Origin of the sequence: Paenibacillus germinis, from assembly GCF_013141785.1 — a bacterium.
Classification (GTDB): Bacteria; Bacillota; Bacilli; order Paenibacillales; family NBRC-103111; genus Paenibacillus_E; species Paenibacillus_E phytorum.
Genome location: NZ_WHOC01000094.1, coordinates 123289 through 139332, shown reverse-complemented (window position 1 = coordinate 139332; position 16044 = coordinate 123289). Strand labels below are relative to the sequence as shown.

13 protein-coding genes are annotated in these 16044 nt (G+C 43.5%); 12 read left to right on the top strand and 1 reads right to left on the bottom strand.

Annotated features, from left to right (window positions below; all coding sequences use genetic code 11):
• Window positions 1–189 precede the first annotated feature (189 nt).
• The 9 genes from GC102_RS19425 (at window position 190) to GC102_RS19385 (ending at window position 11235) form a co-directional block, all read left to right on the top strand.
• Window positions 190–1140, top strand: coding sequence for an ABC transporter permease (locus GC102_RS19425; RefSeq protein WP_171691013.1), 951 nt, complete (start codon window positions 190–192; stop codon window positions 1138–1140).
• 37 nt (window positions 1141–1177) lie between these two features.
• Entirely contained in the window at window positions 1178–2059 is an 882-nt protein-coding gene (locus tag GC102_RS19420; RefSeq protein ID WP_171691012.1) for a carbohydrate ABC transporter permease, read from the top strand.
• Window positions 2060–2139: 80 nt separating this feature from the next.
• Window positions 2140–3669, top strand: coding sequence for an extracellular solute-binding protein (locus GC102_RS19415; RefSeq protein ID WP_171691011.1), 1530 nt, complete (start codon window positions 2140–2142; stop codon window positions 3667–3669).
• Between the two features lie 84 nt (window positions 3670–3753).
• The gene (locus tag GC102_RS40360) at window positions 3754–6072 is read left to right on the top strand and encodes a helix-turn-helix domain-containing protein (protein WP_171691010.1); all 2319 of its coding nucleotides are present in this window, start codon (window positions 3754–3756) and stop codon (window positions 6070–6072) included.
• Window positions 6073–6130: 58 nt separating this feature from the next.
• Window positions 6131–7429 (top strand): Gfo/Idh/MocA family protein, encoded by a 1299-nt coding sequence (locus GC102_RS19405; RefSeq protein WP_171691009.1) that lies wholly within the window; start codon window positions 6131–6133, stop codon window positions 7427–7429.
• Complete coding sequence (locus GC102_RS19400) at window positions 7410–8525, top strand: glycoside hydrolase family 88 protein (RefSeq protein WP_171691008.1); 1116 nt, start codon at window positions 7410–7412, stop codon at window positions 8523–8525. The genes GC102_RS19405 and GC102_RS19400 overlap by 20 nt, the downstream gene beginning before the upstream one ends.
• 23 nt (window positions 8526–8548) lie before the next feature.
• Window positions 8549–10441, top strand: a complete 1893-nt coding sequence (locus tag GC102_RS19395; protein WP_171691007.1) for a heparinase II/III domain-containing protein — start codon at window positions 8549–8551, stop codon at window positions 10439–10441.
• A gap of 43 nt (window positions 10442–10484) precedes the next feature.
• On the top strand, window positions 10485–10898 hold the full coding sequence (locus GC102_RS19390) for an acetate and sugar kinases/Hsc70/actin family protein (RefSeq protein ID WP_171691006.1): 414 nt from the start codon (window positions 10485–10487) through the stop codon (window positions 10896–10898).
• On the top strand, window positions 10888–11235 hold the full coding sequence (locus tag GC102_RS19385; RefSeq protein WP_171691005.1) for a hypothetical protein: 348 nt from the start codon (window positions 10888–10890) through the stop codon (window positions 11233–11235). The genes GC102_RS19390 and GC102_RS19385 overlap by 11 nt, the downstream gene beginning before the upstream one ends.
• A 488-nt stretch (window positions 11236–11723) precedes the next feature.
• Here the strand turns inward: GC102_RS19385 and GC102_RS19380 are convergent, their stop codons facing one another.
• A complete protein-coding gene (locus GC102_RS19380) occupies window positions 11724–12116 on the bottom strand; it encodes a tyrosine-type recombinase/integrase (RefSeq protein ID WP_171691004.1) in 393 nt (130 codons plus the stop codon).
• 510 nt (window positions 12117–12626) lie between these two features.
• Here GC102_RS19380 and GC102_RS19375 point away from each other — a divergent pair.
• The 3 genes from GC102_RS19375 (at window position 12627) to GC102_RS19365 (ending at window position 15975) form a co-directional block, all read left to right on the top strand.
• Window positions 12627–13388, top strand: coding sequence for a DeoR/GlpR family DNA-binding transcription regulator (locus GC102_RS19375; protein WP_171691003.1), 762 nt, complete (start codon window positions 12627–12629; stop codon window positions 13386–13388).
• A gap of 48 nt (window positions 13389–13436) precedes the next feature.
• Window positions 13437–14198, top strand: coding sequence for a glycerophosphodiester phosphodiesterase family protein (locus tag GC102_RS19370; RefSeq protein WP_171691002.1), 762 nt, complete (start codon window positions 13437–13439; stop codon window positions 14196–14198).
• A gap of 244 nt (window positions 14199–14442) precedes the next feature.
• The gene (locus tag GC102_RS19365; protein WP_171691001.1) at window positions 14443–15975 is read left to right on the top strand and encodes an extracellular solute-binding protein; all 1533 of its coding nucleotides are present in this window, start codon (window positions 14443–14445) and stop codon (window positions 15973–15975) included.
• Window positions 15976–16044 lie beyond the last annotated feature (69 nt).

Sequence of the window (16044 nt, the reverse complement as noted above, 5' to 3'; positions counted from 1 at the left end):
TGCGGAAAGCAAACAGTTTTGGAGGACTTAGGGTTTAAATAGTTAAAATTTTTGCTTTAGAGCGATGGAGATACCAAGTTATGATCAATACTCATTTAAAAAGATTATTTAATTACATATAACCTTATGTTAATGTGACTATCATCGACGAGACACATTGAGATGAAAAATGATGGGAGGGGAAACACCATGGATTCAACAACGGCGCAACATGTTAAGTTGTCGAATGCAATCTCGCAGAAGAAACGATTTCATATGATTAACGACTGGGAACTGTATATCATGCTTGTTCCGGGAATCTTGTTTTTTATCATATTTAAGTACGTCCCTATGTGGGGAATTGTGATTGCCTTTCAAGATTACAGCCCTTATAAAGGAATCACAGGAAGCGATTGGGTCGGATTTAAGCATTTTGTAACGCTATTTCATTATAATGGATTTTGGTTATTGCTTCGCAACACGCTGCTTATCAGCTTTTATAATCTAATTTTCTTTTTTCCAGTTCCGATTGTGCTTTCGCTATTGCTAAATGAAATTCGAGCTACCGTATTCAAGAAATTCATTCAGACGGTTATTTATTTACCCCACTTCCTTTCTTGGGTCGTCGTGGTCGGCATAACTTACATGCTGCTTGGCACGCAGGGTGGTCTCATTAATGAGCTCATTAAAGCAGGCGGCGGAACAGAAATTGCTTTTTTAACGACCAAAGAATGGTTCCGAGGATTGATTGTCAGCCAAAGCATTTGGAAGGAAGCCGGCTGGGGGACGATTATTTTTCTTGCAGCACTAGCAGGTGTCGATCCGCAGCTTTATGAAGCGGCCATCGTTGATGGAGCTGGACGGTGGAGACAGCTTTGGCACATTACTCTTCCGGCGATTCGCAGCACGATACTCATATTGCTCATATTGCGCATGGGCAGCGTTCTTGATATCGGATTCGAGCATATTTTCCTCATGCTTAATTCGACGGTAAATGACGTAGGCGATGTGTTCGAGACGTATGTGTACCGTGAAGGACTCATTGGCGGAAAGTTCAGCTATACAACGGCTGTCGGCTTATTTAAATCCTTTGTTGGTTTGATTCTCATTATGGGAGCTAACTGGTTGACTAAAAAATTCGGCGAAGAAGGCGTCTACTAATCAAGTAGAGCCCCTGATTCTGATAGGAGGCACCGATTTGTTACACTATAAACCGTCTATTGGCAGCAGAGCTTTTGATATTGGCAATGTGTGCATTCTTCTTCTTTTCTCGATCATCACACTAATTCCGTTTCTATATGTTACTGCGACCTCACTCGCTCCATTGAAACAGGTGCTGCAAGGCGGGCTTATCCTGTGGCCGGAAACAATCGATTGGGGCGCCTACTATACGATTTTTTCCAATACGCATTTTGTCCATTCGTTATGGGTAAGTATTTTTATTACGGTAACGGGTACATTCGTCAATCTCTTGTTTACAACCTTAATGGCTTATCCGCTTTCGAAAAAAAGACTGAGAGGTCGCGGTGTAATTCTGTTTTTAGTCGTCGTAACCATGTTGTTCAGTGGCGGTCTGATTCCATCTTACCTTGTTGTCAAAAACATACATTTGCTCAACACAGTCTGGTCTGTAATTTTGCCAGGCGCAATCAGCGCATTTAATCTGATCATTATGCGAAACTTCTTTATGAGTATTCCCGAAGAGCTGGAGGAGGCCGCCCGGATTGACGGCTGTCGCAATTTTGGTGTCCTGTTTCGAGTCGTACTCCCGCTATCCATGCCAGCCTTAGCTACATTTACACTGTTTTATGCGGTCGGTCACTGGAACAACTATTTTTCGGCGGTTATGTATATAAACAAGTCCGATCTCTGGCCAATTCAGGTACTGCTGCGTCAAATGATCATCGAGGGTTCAGTCGAGCAATTTCAAAATGCTGCGCTCGAAGCCAGTACGCAAGTGTTGCCCAAAAGTATCAAAATGGCGGCAACGATCGTTGCAACTGTGCCGATCCTGATCATTTATCCGTTTCTACAGAAGCATTTTGCAAAGGGAGTTTTGCTGGGCTCGGTAAAAGGGTAGATTTACCTTCGGGTTTAGAGGGAGCCAATTATTTACATTGCTCTCTTTACCATATCATCTTATATTCAGGAGGTCAGTGCATGAACAACAACCGCAAATTTAAGACCGTTCTTTACCTTTCAATGGTGGTAGCGATACTTGGGGGCTCCGCAATCGGCTGCTCAAAGAATGATACGGCCAGCTCAACCCAGCCTTCGTCTACGGCTAAGGCAGACACTAGCAAGCATATCAAGATCAGCTCGATGTTCCCGCTTTACGGCAATCCGGCGCAAAAGACAGAAGCATGGAAATTTATTGAAGATAAATTCAACATGGATTATGAGCCACTAGCCATCCCGAACAATAGCTCGGAAGAAAAAGAAAAGCTCGCCGTTGCGTCAGGCGATATGGCGGATTTCATGGTATGGGAATCATTCCCTTCAGCCGATTTCTACAATTATACACAACAAGGCGCATTCCTCGCGCTTGACGAATATATCAAAAATTCACCCAATATTATGAAGTTGCCTAAGTCAGTTTGGGACAACGTAAAAATTAATGGTAAAATCTATGGAGTTCCTCGTCCGCGCCCATTAACGACTACCGCGATCATGATTCGCAAAGATTGGCTCGATAATCTAGGATTGCCAGTTCCCAAAACGACGGATGATCTGTTTAAGACGGCGGTAGCATTTACCAAGGACGACCCTGATAAAAATGGGAAAGCGGATACGTTCGGCTTTGCCGTCGGTGAAAACCTTGCGTTCCTCGAAACGGTTTGGCACGCATTCGATACCGGAAACGGCTGGAGAGTGATGGAGGACGGCACTCTAATGAACAGCGCCAGTACTCCAGGGCGCAAACAAGCGCTCACCTTTATTAGAGACCTGTATAAGGAAGGCGCCATCGATAAAGATTTTGCTGTGTTGAAAACAACACAGGTTTGGGATAAAATCAACAACGGCAATGCGGGTATTTACATTGGTAACATCAGTGATTATGCTCATTTTGTGGCGGATACAACAAAAATTAACCCGAATGCAAAATTCGAAATGATCCCGCTTGTTACTGGACCAACCGGTAAATCGGGTGTGAACGAACAGATCGGTTTTTATGGTTTGCAAGCGATCCCAGCCAAGCTTGAGAAGGATCCGGAAAAAGTAAAACGGATTATCAGCTTCCTGGATTGGCAAATGAGCGATGAAGGAGCCGTGTTCAAGGAATACGGATTAGAAGGCGTCCATTATACAAAGAATGCCGATGGAACCTTAAAGGTAAATACCGACAAGCTGAAGGCCGATGCCGTTGGAAATTTGATCTCCCAAAACAAATTCGATCCTTATTTGCTTGTTGCGAAAACAGCTGAGCCTGAAGTCCAAAAAAAGCAGCATGATATGTTTGACTATGATGTAGATAAAGGAGTAAAAAACCCGGTAATCAATTACCTGGCGCCTACACAGATCGAAAAGGGTGCTGATCTGAACAAGCTGCGCGATGAATTCTTAGTCAGCGTAGTGATGGGCAAGAGACCGATCGAGGATTTCGACAAGTTCGCGAATGAATGGCTGGATAAAGGTGGCCGTCAACTCACGAAGGAAGTAAATGACTGGTATAAAGCAAACAAAAAATAAAAGCAATCCATAATCATCAGCAAGGGAAGGTCATTTCCTCATGGGAAATGGTCTTCCAGTTGTTTCCTCGAAAGGTGGTGCAAAGTGCTACGTACAATTTGGAATAGACAGTCAACTTATCGCACGCAGTTAAAGGTACTGCTTGCTGCTTCGCTTATTTCTATCATTCCAGTCATTGTACTTGGCTTCATAACTTACTTTATCGCGAGTTCCAGTATCATGCAGGGAATCAGCAAGACGAACAAAGAAACGATGCGGCAAGTCCAAGAGCGAATTGACAAGCTGCTGGTAACGAATGACAAGATTGTCTTGCAGCAAGCGTTCAATCCGACGTTAACTGATTTTTTAAAAGAGCCGGATCCTCTAGACAATATACAATCGTTAAAAAATGTAACGACCATATTAAATACGATGGAAATGCTGATCGACAATGTGGACTCCGTTTATTTATACATGAACCGCCAGCAGCTAGCTATTAATCCAAGTCAGGGTATTGTAGAAGCACCCAAGCTCGGAGCGGAGCTACTTCAACGCATTAATGAAAGCAAAGAGCCTTTTTTTTGGTATGAACACAATACGACTCGATCAGAATTGAATGGCGGGTCTCATGTCATTACTTTGGTACGTCGATTGCCAGTTTCGTCCGATCAGGCGCTTGGCTATTTGATTATCAATTTGAACGAACAGGCGATCTTCAATGTATTTGGCAGCTTGTATGCCGGCACCAACGGTGAGATGCTGATTCTTACACCGTCAGGGAGTGTTCTGTCGGATTGGCATAAGCCTCTCAATCGGGAGTTACTCAGCCATCACTCCATCCGCGACTTGATGGCGTCCGATATTCCGGAATCATCCGATAAGATCAAGATCAACGGAGATTCGATGTTGGTCAGCTCGCTGGAATCGGACTACAATGGATGGCGGTATGTATCGATTCTGTCGCTAAGAGAGCTGACAAAACCAATTCAATCTATCAAATATACGACTACTATTATTTGTCTGGCTCTTATCTTGATGGGCTTGTTTGCTTCTATTCTGCTGTCAAAGCGGTTGTTTCGGATTATTTCGGGTATTGCCGAGTCGATCCGTGTAATTGGAAAATTTAATCCGACGTCACAGCGAAAAATGGACGAGTTCGGCCTCATCCATTATTACGTGGAAACGATACGTTCAGAGAATGATGAGCTTGAAAATCAAATTAAAGAATCGATGCCGCTCTTGCGCGCCAACTTTATTCAGCGCCTGCTTACAGAGCCATTTCGTTCCGGTGAGTTTTATGAAAAGCTCAATTATTATCAAATTCCGGTAAAATGCCCTTTTTATACTGTATTATGTATCGAGCTGGATAATCTGCGCGGCCAATCTGAGCAAGACGTTAATTTGTTTTTTTATGGGGCGATTAATATTGTCAAAGAGATCATCAGCCATTATACAAACGGCATGGTGGTTAGAATGCAATCCGATCAAATTGCTGTTGTTATCAATTACGGCTTGGAAAGCGATGAGCCGAGTCTTCTGCAAGCAGAAATATTTCGTATTTCTGAAGAAATACGAACCTTAATCGAGCAAGTGCTGAAAGTAACGGCGACCATTGGTGTCGGCCACAGCTATTTGGGGCTTGAGAACATCCAACGATCATATAAAGAAGCGGTTGAAGCGCTTAAGTACCAGCTGTTGGAAGGAACGGGTACGGTTCTATTTATTGAACAGGTTAATCCGGAAGCAACTACGTTAACGTATCCGGTGGAGCAAGAGCAATCGGTATTAACAAATCTAAGACTTGGAAATATTGAACAAGCAAGCAGTGCGGTCGATGATTTCGCTGTATCGTTAAAAATGAAAGGTTCGCTAACGACAGACCATGTCCGTCAATCTTTCGTTCAGCTTGTCGCAGCGACAATGCGTACGTTATATGAACTTGACCCCAAGGAAGGGCCAACGCTGTTTGAAGAAAATGTCTACCAGACCGTAAATGGTTTTAAGACGATGGAACACGTTGTTCAATGGCTCAAGAAGGTCATGTTCCCGACGATTATTACTCATATTCGTCATTTGCGAAGTGAACGGAACTCGTTAATCGCGGATAAAGTTCTTCGCTACATTCACGAACATTATGATGAAGACTTATCCCAGCCGTTTCTCGCAGAAATGGTCATGATGCCGGTTTCACATTTCAGCAGCATATTCAAGCAGGAGGTTGGCGTAACGTTTACCGATTACGTGATCGCCTTTCGAATTGATAAAGCGAAGGAATTACTCGCGCAAACGGATTTAAAAGTGACGGATATTGCCGACCGGCTTCGCTATAACAACTCGCAAAATTTTATACGCGCATTTAAGCGACTTACTGGAGTTACGCCAGGGGAATACAGGTCAAAGCATGTAAAGACTTTGCAACAATGACCACATGAAGTGAGCCAATTCTATCGTAAACATATATCTATTTAGAGGAGAGACTGATATGCAGCAAATGAAAGCTATATTGATTGGTGCCGGAGCGCGTGGAGCACGAAGCTATGCGCCATATGCACTCGATTTCCCTCATGAATTGAAATTTGTCGCCGTAGCGGAGCCCGATCCGGAACGGCTTGAGATATTTGCTCGGGAGCACAGCATTCCACAAGAGAATTGTTACTCCTCGTGGGAAGAGATTTTGGACCAGCCAAAGCTTGCAGATTTTGCATTAATTTGTACACAGGATCGCATGCACTTTGAGCCGACTTTGCAGGCGCTCAGTAAGGATTATCATGTTCTGCTTGAGAAGCCGATGTCTCCGGAGCCAGCTGAATGCGTGAGAATGGAGCAAGCAGCGAAAGAAGCAGGAAAGCTGCTGACGATTTGCCATGTGCTTCGGTATACTCCGTTTTGGCAAACGATTAAGAGGCTGATAACTGAAAAAAGAATAGGCGAAATTGTTTCCATTCAGCTAAATGAGAACGTAGGCTATTGGCATATCGCGCACAGCTTTGTTCGGGGCAACTGGAACAATTCTGACAAATCAAGTCCGATGATTTTGGCTAAATCCTGCCACGATATGGATGCGATTTCTTGGCTGATGGATCAGCCTTGTACGCACGTGAGCTCTTATGGATCCCTCATGCATTTTCATAAAGGGAATGCTCCCGAGGGTTCTACTTCGCGCTGTTTGGACGGCTGCGCCGTGGAATCGCAATGTCCTTACTCGGCTCCTAGATTTTATTTAGGCGAAGGGTTAGGGTGGGCAGGACATTTTACAAAAGAAAAAACGCGAGAAAATATTATTAAATGTTTGCAGGAAAACGACTATGGCCGCTGTGTTTATCAATCTGACAATAACGTGGTTGACCATCAGGTAGTCAATATGAACTTCGCCAATGGCGCCACTGCGATATTCAGTATGTCCGGGTTCACAAGACACCAGGAGCGCCGTATTCAGATCATGGGAACAAGAGGAGAAATCCGCGGTGAAGAGGGAAGAATCAAGCTGATGGATTTCTTGACTCATGAGGAAACTGAAATAAAGATTGCTGAGCAGACAAGCGGACATGGAGGGGGAGACAGCGGGATTATGAAGCGCTTTCTAAATGAGGTTCGCAATTACAACGGCGGTGACAGTCTTACCTCCGCTTCCGCATCTGTTCGAAGTCACTTAATGGCTTTTGCGGCTGAGCAATCTCGTCTGAATCATGGGCAGTCTATTTCATTACACGACTACTATCAACTACTGTTGAATGATACTCAACAAAAAGGAAGTGGAGTTCATGTGGCGCTCGGCAATTGAAGATGCAATGCAAAAAATAAAAAATAATATCCATAACCATCCTGGACTGCTCCCCCATATTACGGAAAATCAAAGATACAAATGGGGAGAAAACGGTGATTGGATAGAAGGATTTTATATCGGTATGATGTGGTTGTCTTATGAATACAGCGGAGATGAGGAGTTTAAACAAAGCGCGGAGTCTTTTTTGGAAAACTTTAGTCAGCGCTTGGATCAACATTACCATCTCGACCATCACGATTTGGGATTTCTATATTCACTTTCTGCTACCGCGCAGTGGATGATTACCGGAGATGAAAAGGCTCGGGCTGTAGCTTTGCAAGCGGCCCGCGAGCTTAGAGATCGTTGGCGCCCTGCGATTGGCGCTATTCAAGCATGGGGAAAAGAAGGCGATCCCAAAAATGGAGGACGCATTATCATCGACTGTTTAATGAACCTCCCGCTATTATTTTGGGCTTATGAACAAACAGGCGAGAAAGATTTTTATGATATAGCCTACCGTCATGCGCATAAAAGCCGTCGTTTTCTGGTTCGAGGGGATTACTCCTCTTATCATACGTTTTATTTTGATCAAACAAATGGCAATGCATTGCACGGGGGAACGCATCAAGGTTATGAAGACGGGTCAACATGGACACGGGGACAAGCCTGGGGTATTTATGGATTTGCCCTTAGCTATCGTTACACAAAAGATAAAGCTTTCTTGCAGACGGCGAAAGAATTGGCTAAATACTTTTTAGAGCATTTACCGGAAGACCATGTCGCATACTGGGACTTCGACGTTCCAATTGAAGAGAACACACCGCGGGATAGCTCCGCTTCGGCGATTGTTGCAGCGGGCTTGCTCGAGCTTCTGGATGTACTTGAGGCAGATGACGCTGATCGACCATTGCTCGAGGCTGGACTTCAGCGTTCCATGACATCACTTGTCGAGAATTACTCGACAATGCATTTGCCCGATGCCGAAGGCTTATTGCAGCATGGTTCGTATCACGTACGCGGAAACAGCGGACCAGACGATTATATGATTTGGGGCGACTATTATTATTTGGAAGCTCTTGTGCGTATGGAAAAAGGGTTGAAGGGATACTGGTAGAGATAAAGTAGAGGAGTGCGAATATGCTAAAAGAACGTTATTTGGATAATCTAAAGAATCTGTTACTTCCGCAGATGAATTATTTTCCATATCCTAAATTCAGTGATAGGGACATGTGGCAATCCCTCAATGAATCTGTAAAGCAGGATTGGGTTACTAGAGGAGAGGAATTCCTGGCATATCCTTGGCTTCCGCTTTCTGCTACCGACTTTTTGGCATACACGCGAGAAGGCAACGTTGTGCGGTATGAACATAAATTAAGAGAACGTAGAGTTGTGCTAGCTACGCTAGTTTTGGCAGAGTGTATCGAGGGGCGCGGCCGCTTTCTGGATATAATCATTAACGGAATATGGAGCATCTGTGAAGAAACCACATGGATCATCCCTTCCCATATGGTTTTATCCAAGGCTAGCGCCAAATTATCGCTACCTGATGTAACGGATGTGTTTATTGATTTATGCGCAGGCGAGACGGCGAGCTTACTTGCTACGACATATTACCTTTTAAAAGAGTCGTTTGATGAAGTCAGCACAAGCATTTGCGAGCGAATTCAACATGAAATAAATCGTCGTATTCTTGATCCGTATTTGGAACGTACCGATTTATGGTGGATGGGTATGGATCCGAATCGAAAAATGAACAATTGGAATCCGTGGGTAAATTCGAATGTGCTTCTTTGCTTCTTATTATTGGAAGAGGATGAGGAGAAGCGCATTATGGGAATCACAAAGATGATAACCAGCTTGGATCGATTTATTAATGATTCCGAAATGGATGGTGGATGTGAAGAGGGGCCAGTTTACTGGCATCGTGCCGCCGGATCGTTATTCGATTGCTTGGAGTTATTATACGAAGCTTCTGGAGGGCAAATAAATGTGTACAATGAGCCACTCATTCAAGAGTTAGGGCGATACCTGTACAGAGTCCATATTGATGAAAATTATTACGTCAATTTCGCAGATGGAAGCGCTATGCTGGAAATAGAATCAGACCTCGTTTATCGGTACGGGGTTCGGATCGGGGATCAGCATCTTGTTAGCTTGGCAAGAAGCGCATTTTCGCATAATGGCAAACCTCTGTCAGGCTGGCTTACGATGCATCGTGTACTACCTGCGCTTTTCCAGGTTGGAGACAAGCTGCAGGATGACGCTTCGGCTCCATATATAAAAGACGTTTGGTTGAACGAAATCGAGGTCATGGCAGCAAGGGAGCAAGAAGGTTCGAGCTGCGGGCTCTACTTGGCAGTGAAAGGCGGACATAATGCAGAGAGTCACAATCATAATGACCTCGGTCACTTTATGGTCTATTCCGACGGCATCCCTTATCTGATTGATGTCGGTGTAGAAACATACAGTGCTAAAACGTTTAGCAAGGATCGTTATGACATTTGGACGATGCAGTCGGCGTACCACAACGTACCCATGGTAAATGGCATCCAGCAACTGCCGGGAAGTAACTTCAAGACGAGCGACGTATATTACAATACGACTCCGGACTCAGCCCGGTTCTCTTTGAATATAGCTTCCGCATACCCTGAATCATCGGGAATTGTCTCTTGGAAGCGTACATTTACCTTTTTGCGTCAGAAGGTTGCTCAAATTTTGATTGAGGAAGATTTTCAGCTTAACTGTGCTACAGATGATATCAAGCTTCACTTTATTACCCCATGGGATCCTCAAATAGAAGAGAATGGTACTATTGTCTTAAAGAGCACAGAAGACAGCCAGGTGCAGATGGATTATGATAAAAGTTTACTAGCCGCATCTAAAGAAGAAATTGTCGTGTCCGATCCCAATTTGCAAGCGGTATGGGGCACTACTCTTTATCGAATTACCCTTAAAAGCAAGCTTCCTGTATCTGAATCCAAGTGGAGTTTGACTATTACAAATACGGATAGCAAAACAACTGAGTTTTGAATCAACGATAGGAAATGTTGTTGTGTTGTTGGATTCTCTTTGCATGTTCAAGCAACCCTTTCTTCGTAATCTCCCAATGGAACAATCCGAAGACATCGGGTTTTACAAGCATGCTAGGCCGGGCAACATGATTCGTGGTTTAAATATCGGTAGTAGAACAGTCAACGCAATTACATTCCGAGATGAAGAAAAGATTGGGAAGGAGTCAGACACATTTGATTTCGGTACGGAGTCAGGTAAAAGCAAGAACAGGTTTGAAATGGCTCGAGCAATTGCAGGAAGAACAGGATCATTGAAGTGGAAGAAGGATGACGAGGTGCTACTTGGAGGCGGGGGAGCTGCCGAGATCATTGACCATCTTAAACAATATTACCCATTGGCAAAAGTAGTGGAGAATCCTGTGTTTTTGGATGCGGAGGCACTTTATAGAACAGCGGTGGGAATATATGGGCGATAAGAGATACATTCGGAAACCTGCCGTATTTACGAGCAATAAAGAAAGAAAAGAACGAATTCGGAAAGAGCAACTGGAGAATGAGGCTTTTAACACGAAACGAAGAGAAGAGAATGTGAAAATTCATTTTGATCAAGAGAACCAGTTCCATAATGAGATGCGAACGGTTTTGCTTATTATCAATGGGTATCAAAAATACTATGCACCAGATAAACCAGGATACTACAGATATATCATAATTGACGTAAAAACAGATAAATATGTAAAAGTAGATCCATCTCCATATAAGTCAGGTATTCATCCAATAGGGCAATGGTTGAGGGACTTATTGATGCTATAAGTAAGCTAAAGCATCCTTGTCATATCAAACTTTATGCCAAAGCACCATTCGGTTATAGGATTATGCTTAAAGGAAGTCGCAGTCCTAATGCTGATGTACTTCAGCAACTAAGAACATTGCTTCTTGATAACAATCATGTATTAGAGGAAAATATAGCCGTAGACACAGTCGTTGAGGCATATTTTACTAAATATAATTAACTGAACTCAGCAATAAAGTACCGCGGGTAAAGCACGTATTAAAAAGCTACTTGTTGACGAACATCGTCAACAAGTAGCTCATTGTAATTAAATGGAACAATATGGAACATTCTAAAAGCCTTATGAAACAAGATGTTAACTGACTATAACAGAGCGTCTAAGAGACACTCCATCACCTTGAGGGGGTGGCGCTCACAAGGCGTGAGGGTTCAAATCCCTCCGACCGCATCCCAAGAAAAACCCTTGATTCTCAAGGGTTTTTCTTATTTTTACTTACTTGATTAAGGTTCAAACAAATGTTGTATTTAAGTACTTGTGAACGAAAAGTTTTTCGCGAGTTTGTGAAGAGTTCAGTCCATCAAATTTATTAGCAGCTTCGTGGCTGATTTTTTGAGTAACATGGGTGAATATATTTGCGGTCGTGGCAAAATTAGCATGGCGGAGTCGTTCTTGAATTGTTTTCATATCGGTTTGTTTCTCGAACAAAATGGTTGCAGTTGTATGTCCTAAACCGTGGAGTGAAATTCTTTTTAAATTGTGTCTTTCAGTAAACCTTTGCCACCATTCGGAGGAATAAGTAAAACACAATGGTGTGCCAAAACCTCCGTGAAATACGTAACTATGTTCTGCTCCTATCCATAAGTCTCTAACATTTCTTCTTTTTATTTTCTTCCCATTCAATTTGATATAATTTCAATAGACCATTCCGAAAAATCCACTTTTTAAATGGAGCTTTTACTCTTAGGTTCTCCTAGAACAGCTTGACCGTTTTCAGTAAGTGAAATGCTTTTGTTGACTCTCCTCTTCTGAAACCTCCGATTAAAGCAGCAGTACAATAAATCCTCCACATTAATGGTTCTTTGCTTAAAGCCATAGTGACCTCTTGTGCTTCTAATTCTGAATAGCATTCGATATCATTTGAAGCGGAAGCTGCTCCCGGAACAAAGAACGAAGATAGAATCCGCAGAGGACTTTGCCCAGGCAATGGAGCTAGCGCTGGAGCATCGTGGATGGAAGAAAACCTTGCTTGATTTTCACTGGTAATCTCCGGTGACGGCCAGCGATAAACCTTAGGCCTATTTAGTTTATATTGACAAGTAAGAGGCTTTGAATTAATCTTACGGGCATATATGAACAAAAATATAACGAAATTGCGTGAATATGAACGAATTTACGCAAGAGGGGGTCCCCATGTTAGCGGCAGAGAGGAAATTACGGATTGTTGAGTATGTAAGGCAATATCGGATCGCTACTGTTGCAGTACTTGCACAAGAGTTTGGTGTTCATGATGCGACGATTCGACGTGATTTGGGGGATCTTGAGCAGGAAGGTCTTCTCAAAAGGACTCATGGCGGAGCCACCATCGATCAATGGACGCATGATGAGCCGAATTTCAACGAAAGATCGAATACACGTGTGGATCAAAAGATGCGAATTGGTAAGTTGGCGGCCAGTCTAGTGGAGGATGGTGAACACATCATCATCGATTCGGGGACTACAACCTTGCATATTGCCAAAAATTTAGTACATCGATCCAATATTACGGTAGTAACGAACGATATCAATATAGCTGCGGAGTTGAAAGATGCTGCAGGGATTAAAGTTATTTTGACCGGGGGGGATCTGTACCCTTCCAGTTATATGCTAAATGGTATGTTTACAGATCAAGTATTGAATTCTTTACATGTTGAGAAGGCTTTCATTGGCATTCCCGCTATAGATCCTCATTATGGATTAATGCATCCAGAAGCTCTACTCGTTCCGGCTAAACAGGGGATGATCAAAGCGGCAAGGGAAATCATAGTTGTTGCAGATGACAGCAAAATTGGAAAACTGTCTCTTCATACGGTAGTTCCCAATAGCTCAATTCATACGCTTATAACAGGGAAGGAAACCCCTGAACAAGAGCTCAAACCGTTTCAGGATTATGGCATCACGGTGTATACGGCATAAGCAATCAGTAATGTAGGAATGCAGGATGCTAGGAAGGAATGTGTCAGTATGATAGAACGCTTATGTAATGATCCGACCATTATCGTTGCCGGTCATAGAGGATATAAATCTGCCTATCCGGAAAATACACTCCTTGCCTTTCAACAAGCCTTGGAATTGGGGGTAGGTATGCTGGAATTTGACTTGCGAATGTCCAAAGACCACGTAGTTATGGTGTTTCACGATGAGACACTGGAGCGTACTACCAATGGCTCTGGCAAGCTTCGTGATTTTAATCTGGCTGAGCTAAAGCAAATGGATGCAGGCGGATGGTTTAGTCCATGCTTTGAGGGACTTAAAATTCCTACATTCGACGAGCTTTGCGAACTGCTTAAACCCTATCCGGAGATCTTGTTAAACGTCGAAATTAAAAAAGGTGCCGATGCCAGGGAAATTGTAGATAAGGCCGTCGCTATGCTTACGGACTATGGCTATCTTTCGCGATGTGTATTTACCTGTTTTGATGGAGACATTATCGCTTACATGCATGATAGGTATAAGCTAAAAACGCAGGGCTTTCCCGCAGAATGCATGTCAAACTTCGTTTTCGGTGAAGGCGGTACCTATTCAAAAATGTGGGCGATAGGGATCAGTGTGGCACTGATGACGCCGAAGCTAGTTGAAGAGTTTCAGGACATGGGGCTGTTGACGTGGTGTTATTGTCCTGACACGGATAAAGAAGTGTATTATTCGTTAGGTTGCGGAGCGACCTTGATGACCTGTAACAATCCTAATCCTGCTTTGCGAATTCTCCAATTCGCAGCACAATAAGCTGCAGATCGTTTGTATGGGGAGCGGAGCCATTAAAATACAGAAGGCAAGGGGGACGTTTGATTCCAACTTGCCTTATTTTGTTGTTATAGAGTGAGATTACCGTGTATTTGATAACTACCTATTTTTTATAATCAAAAATCGAGAGAACTTTTCGAGAACATGTATGTGGTTTAAACAAGAAGCGCTATATACAATTGAACTGTAAGCGAATGCAGCTGAACATTAAGGAGAGGGTTAAGCAATGTGGAAAAGTTCGAAGATTGCGAAACTAGGCTTAGTTGTTGTCTTGGCGGGAACGATGGCAGCGTGCGGAAAGGAGGAGGCCGAGAGTCCTGCAGCCGCTACAAAAGCTCCGGCAGCTAATCCGCCGGCTACGCTGAAAATGATGACAACTCAGCATCCGTTATGGCCATATAAAGAAGATTGGCCCATCTACAAGTATATTAAGGAAAAGACGAACATTGATTTCAAGGTTACGGTTCCGTCAGGCGACTATACCACTGCAGTGAATCTGGCCATTTCTTCAGGAGATATGCCTGACCTGCTTATTATGCCCAGCCTTACGGCAGCGAATAATAACGGCAACAGCGGCGCGCTGCTGAACTACTTTGAGAACTTAGACAAAATGCCGAATTACAAAAAAATTCTCGAACAGCATCCAGAGGTCAAGGCGGCTACCCTTTCGCCTGACGGCAAGAGCTATTATCTGCCGCATTATGGCCTGGAGCAGTGGTCCCGACGGTCCTGGTTGTACAGAGACGATATCTTTAAGAAAAATAACTTAACCCCTCCTATGGATTGGGATCAAATGTACACCGTATCCAAAAAGCTCAAGGAATTGTATCCGACTAGCTATCCTGTGGCTATTTTCGATAATTTGACTGCCTTAACTAACATTGCTCCTGCATTCAATACTTGGTACGGTTCCTATGTGGATTATGAGAAGAATGAATGGCGTTATGGTCCGACCGAAGACAATTTCAAGAGTATGCTGATGACGCTTAACAAGTTTGTCAAAGAAGGTTTGATTCCTCCTGACTTCATGGCAATGAAACGAGATCAGTTCAACGATCTTATGGCACAAAACAAAGGCTTTATTGCCAGTGATTACGTCGGAACCATGGATGAACTTCCAGTCACACTCAAGAAGTCGCCTGCGGAATTCAGCCTTGATTTTATGGCGCCGCCTAAAGGTGGGGCCAACGGCAAACCATTCAACGCTTATGGAGGTCTGTTGTCGAATGGTTTTGCGGTAGCCGCCAAGTCCAAAAACAAGGATGCCGCGCTACGTTACCTCGACTTCTTATTTTCGCCTGAAGGCATCGATATGGTGACTTGGGGTAAAGAAGGCGAAACCTATACGACAGAGAGCGGAAAACGGAAATTCAAGCCGGATTTCGCCAATTTTGGGGACATTCGTACCAAAACCGGTATTGCCACGTATGGGTCTCATTTAATCGTAGATATGAACGCTTATGCGTATATGAATTCTGACAAGATGAATAATGCATTGAAAAAGATTCAACAAGGCAACGAAGCTAAGCTACAGCCACGTTTAGCCTATACCGAAGCGGAAAACGAAATCCTGACCACCACCAATGCAGCGATAACCAAATACCGGGATGAGCAAATTGCAAAGTTTATCTTGGGGCAAAAAAGCTTCGATGAGTGGCCGGGATACGTAGCCGAAATTCAGCGGCTGGGCGTCGATAAATTAATGGAAGTGAATAAGGCTGCCTATGCGCGCAATCAAAAGTTTTTGAACGGTAAATAACTTAATGTTACCCGGGGAAGCTCCTTTAAACCAGGTATTCCTGATGAGAAGGAGCTTTCCTTATAACCG

Coding starts and splice junctions, on each gene's coding strand:
- GC102_RS19425 (WP_171691013.1), top strand. CDS start 190: ATGGATTCAACAACGGCGCAACATGTTAAGTTGTCGAATGCAATCTCG.
- GC102_RS19415 (WP_171691011.1), top strand. CDS start 2,140: ATGAACAACAACCGCAAATTTAAGACCGTTCTTTACCTTTCAATGGTG.
- GC102_RS19405 (WP_171691009.1), top strand. CDS start 6,131: ATGCAGCAAATGAAAGCTATATTGATTGGTGCCGGAGCGCGTGGAGCA.
- GC102_RS19400 (WP_171691008.1), top strand. CDS start 7,410: ATGTGGCGCTCGGCAATTGAAGATGCAATGCAAAAAATAAAAAATAAT.
- GC102_RS19395 (WP_171691007.1), top strand. CDS start 8,549: ATGCTAAAAGAACGTTATTTGGATAATCTAAAGAATCTGTTACTTCCG.
- GC102_RS19390 (WP_171691006.1), top strand. CDS start 10,485: ATGTTCAAGCAACCCTTTCTTCGTAATCTCCCAATGGAACAATCCGAA.
- GC102_RS19385 (WP_171691005.1), top strand. CDS start 10,888: ATGGGCGATAAGAGATACATTCGGAAACCTGCCGTATTTACGAGCAAT.
- GC102_RS19375 (WP_171691003.1), top strand. CDS start 12,627: ATGTTAGCGGCAGAGAGGAAATTACGGATTGTTGAGTATGTAAGGCAA.
- GC102_RS19370 (WP_171691002.1), top strand. CDS start 13,437: ATGATAGAACGCTTATGTAATGATCCGACCATTATCGTTGCCGGTCAT.
- GC102_RS19365 (WP_171691001.1), top strand. CDS start 14,443: ATGTGGAAAAGTTCGAAGATTGCGAAACTAGGCTTAGTTGTTGTCTTG.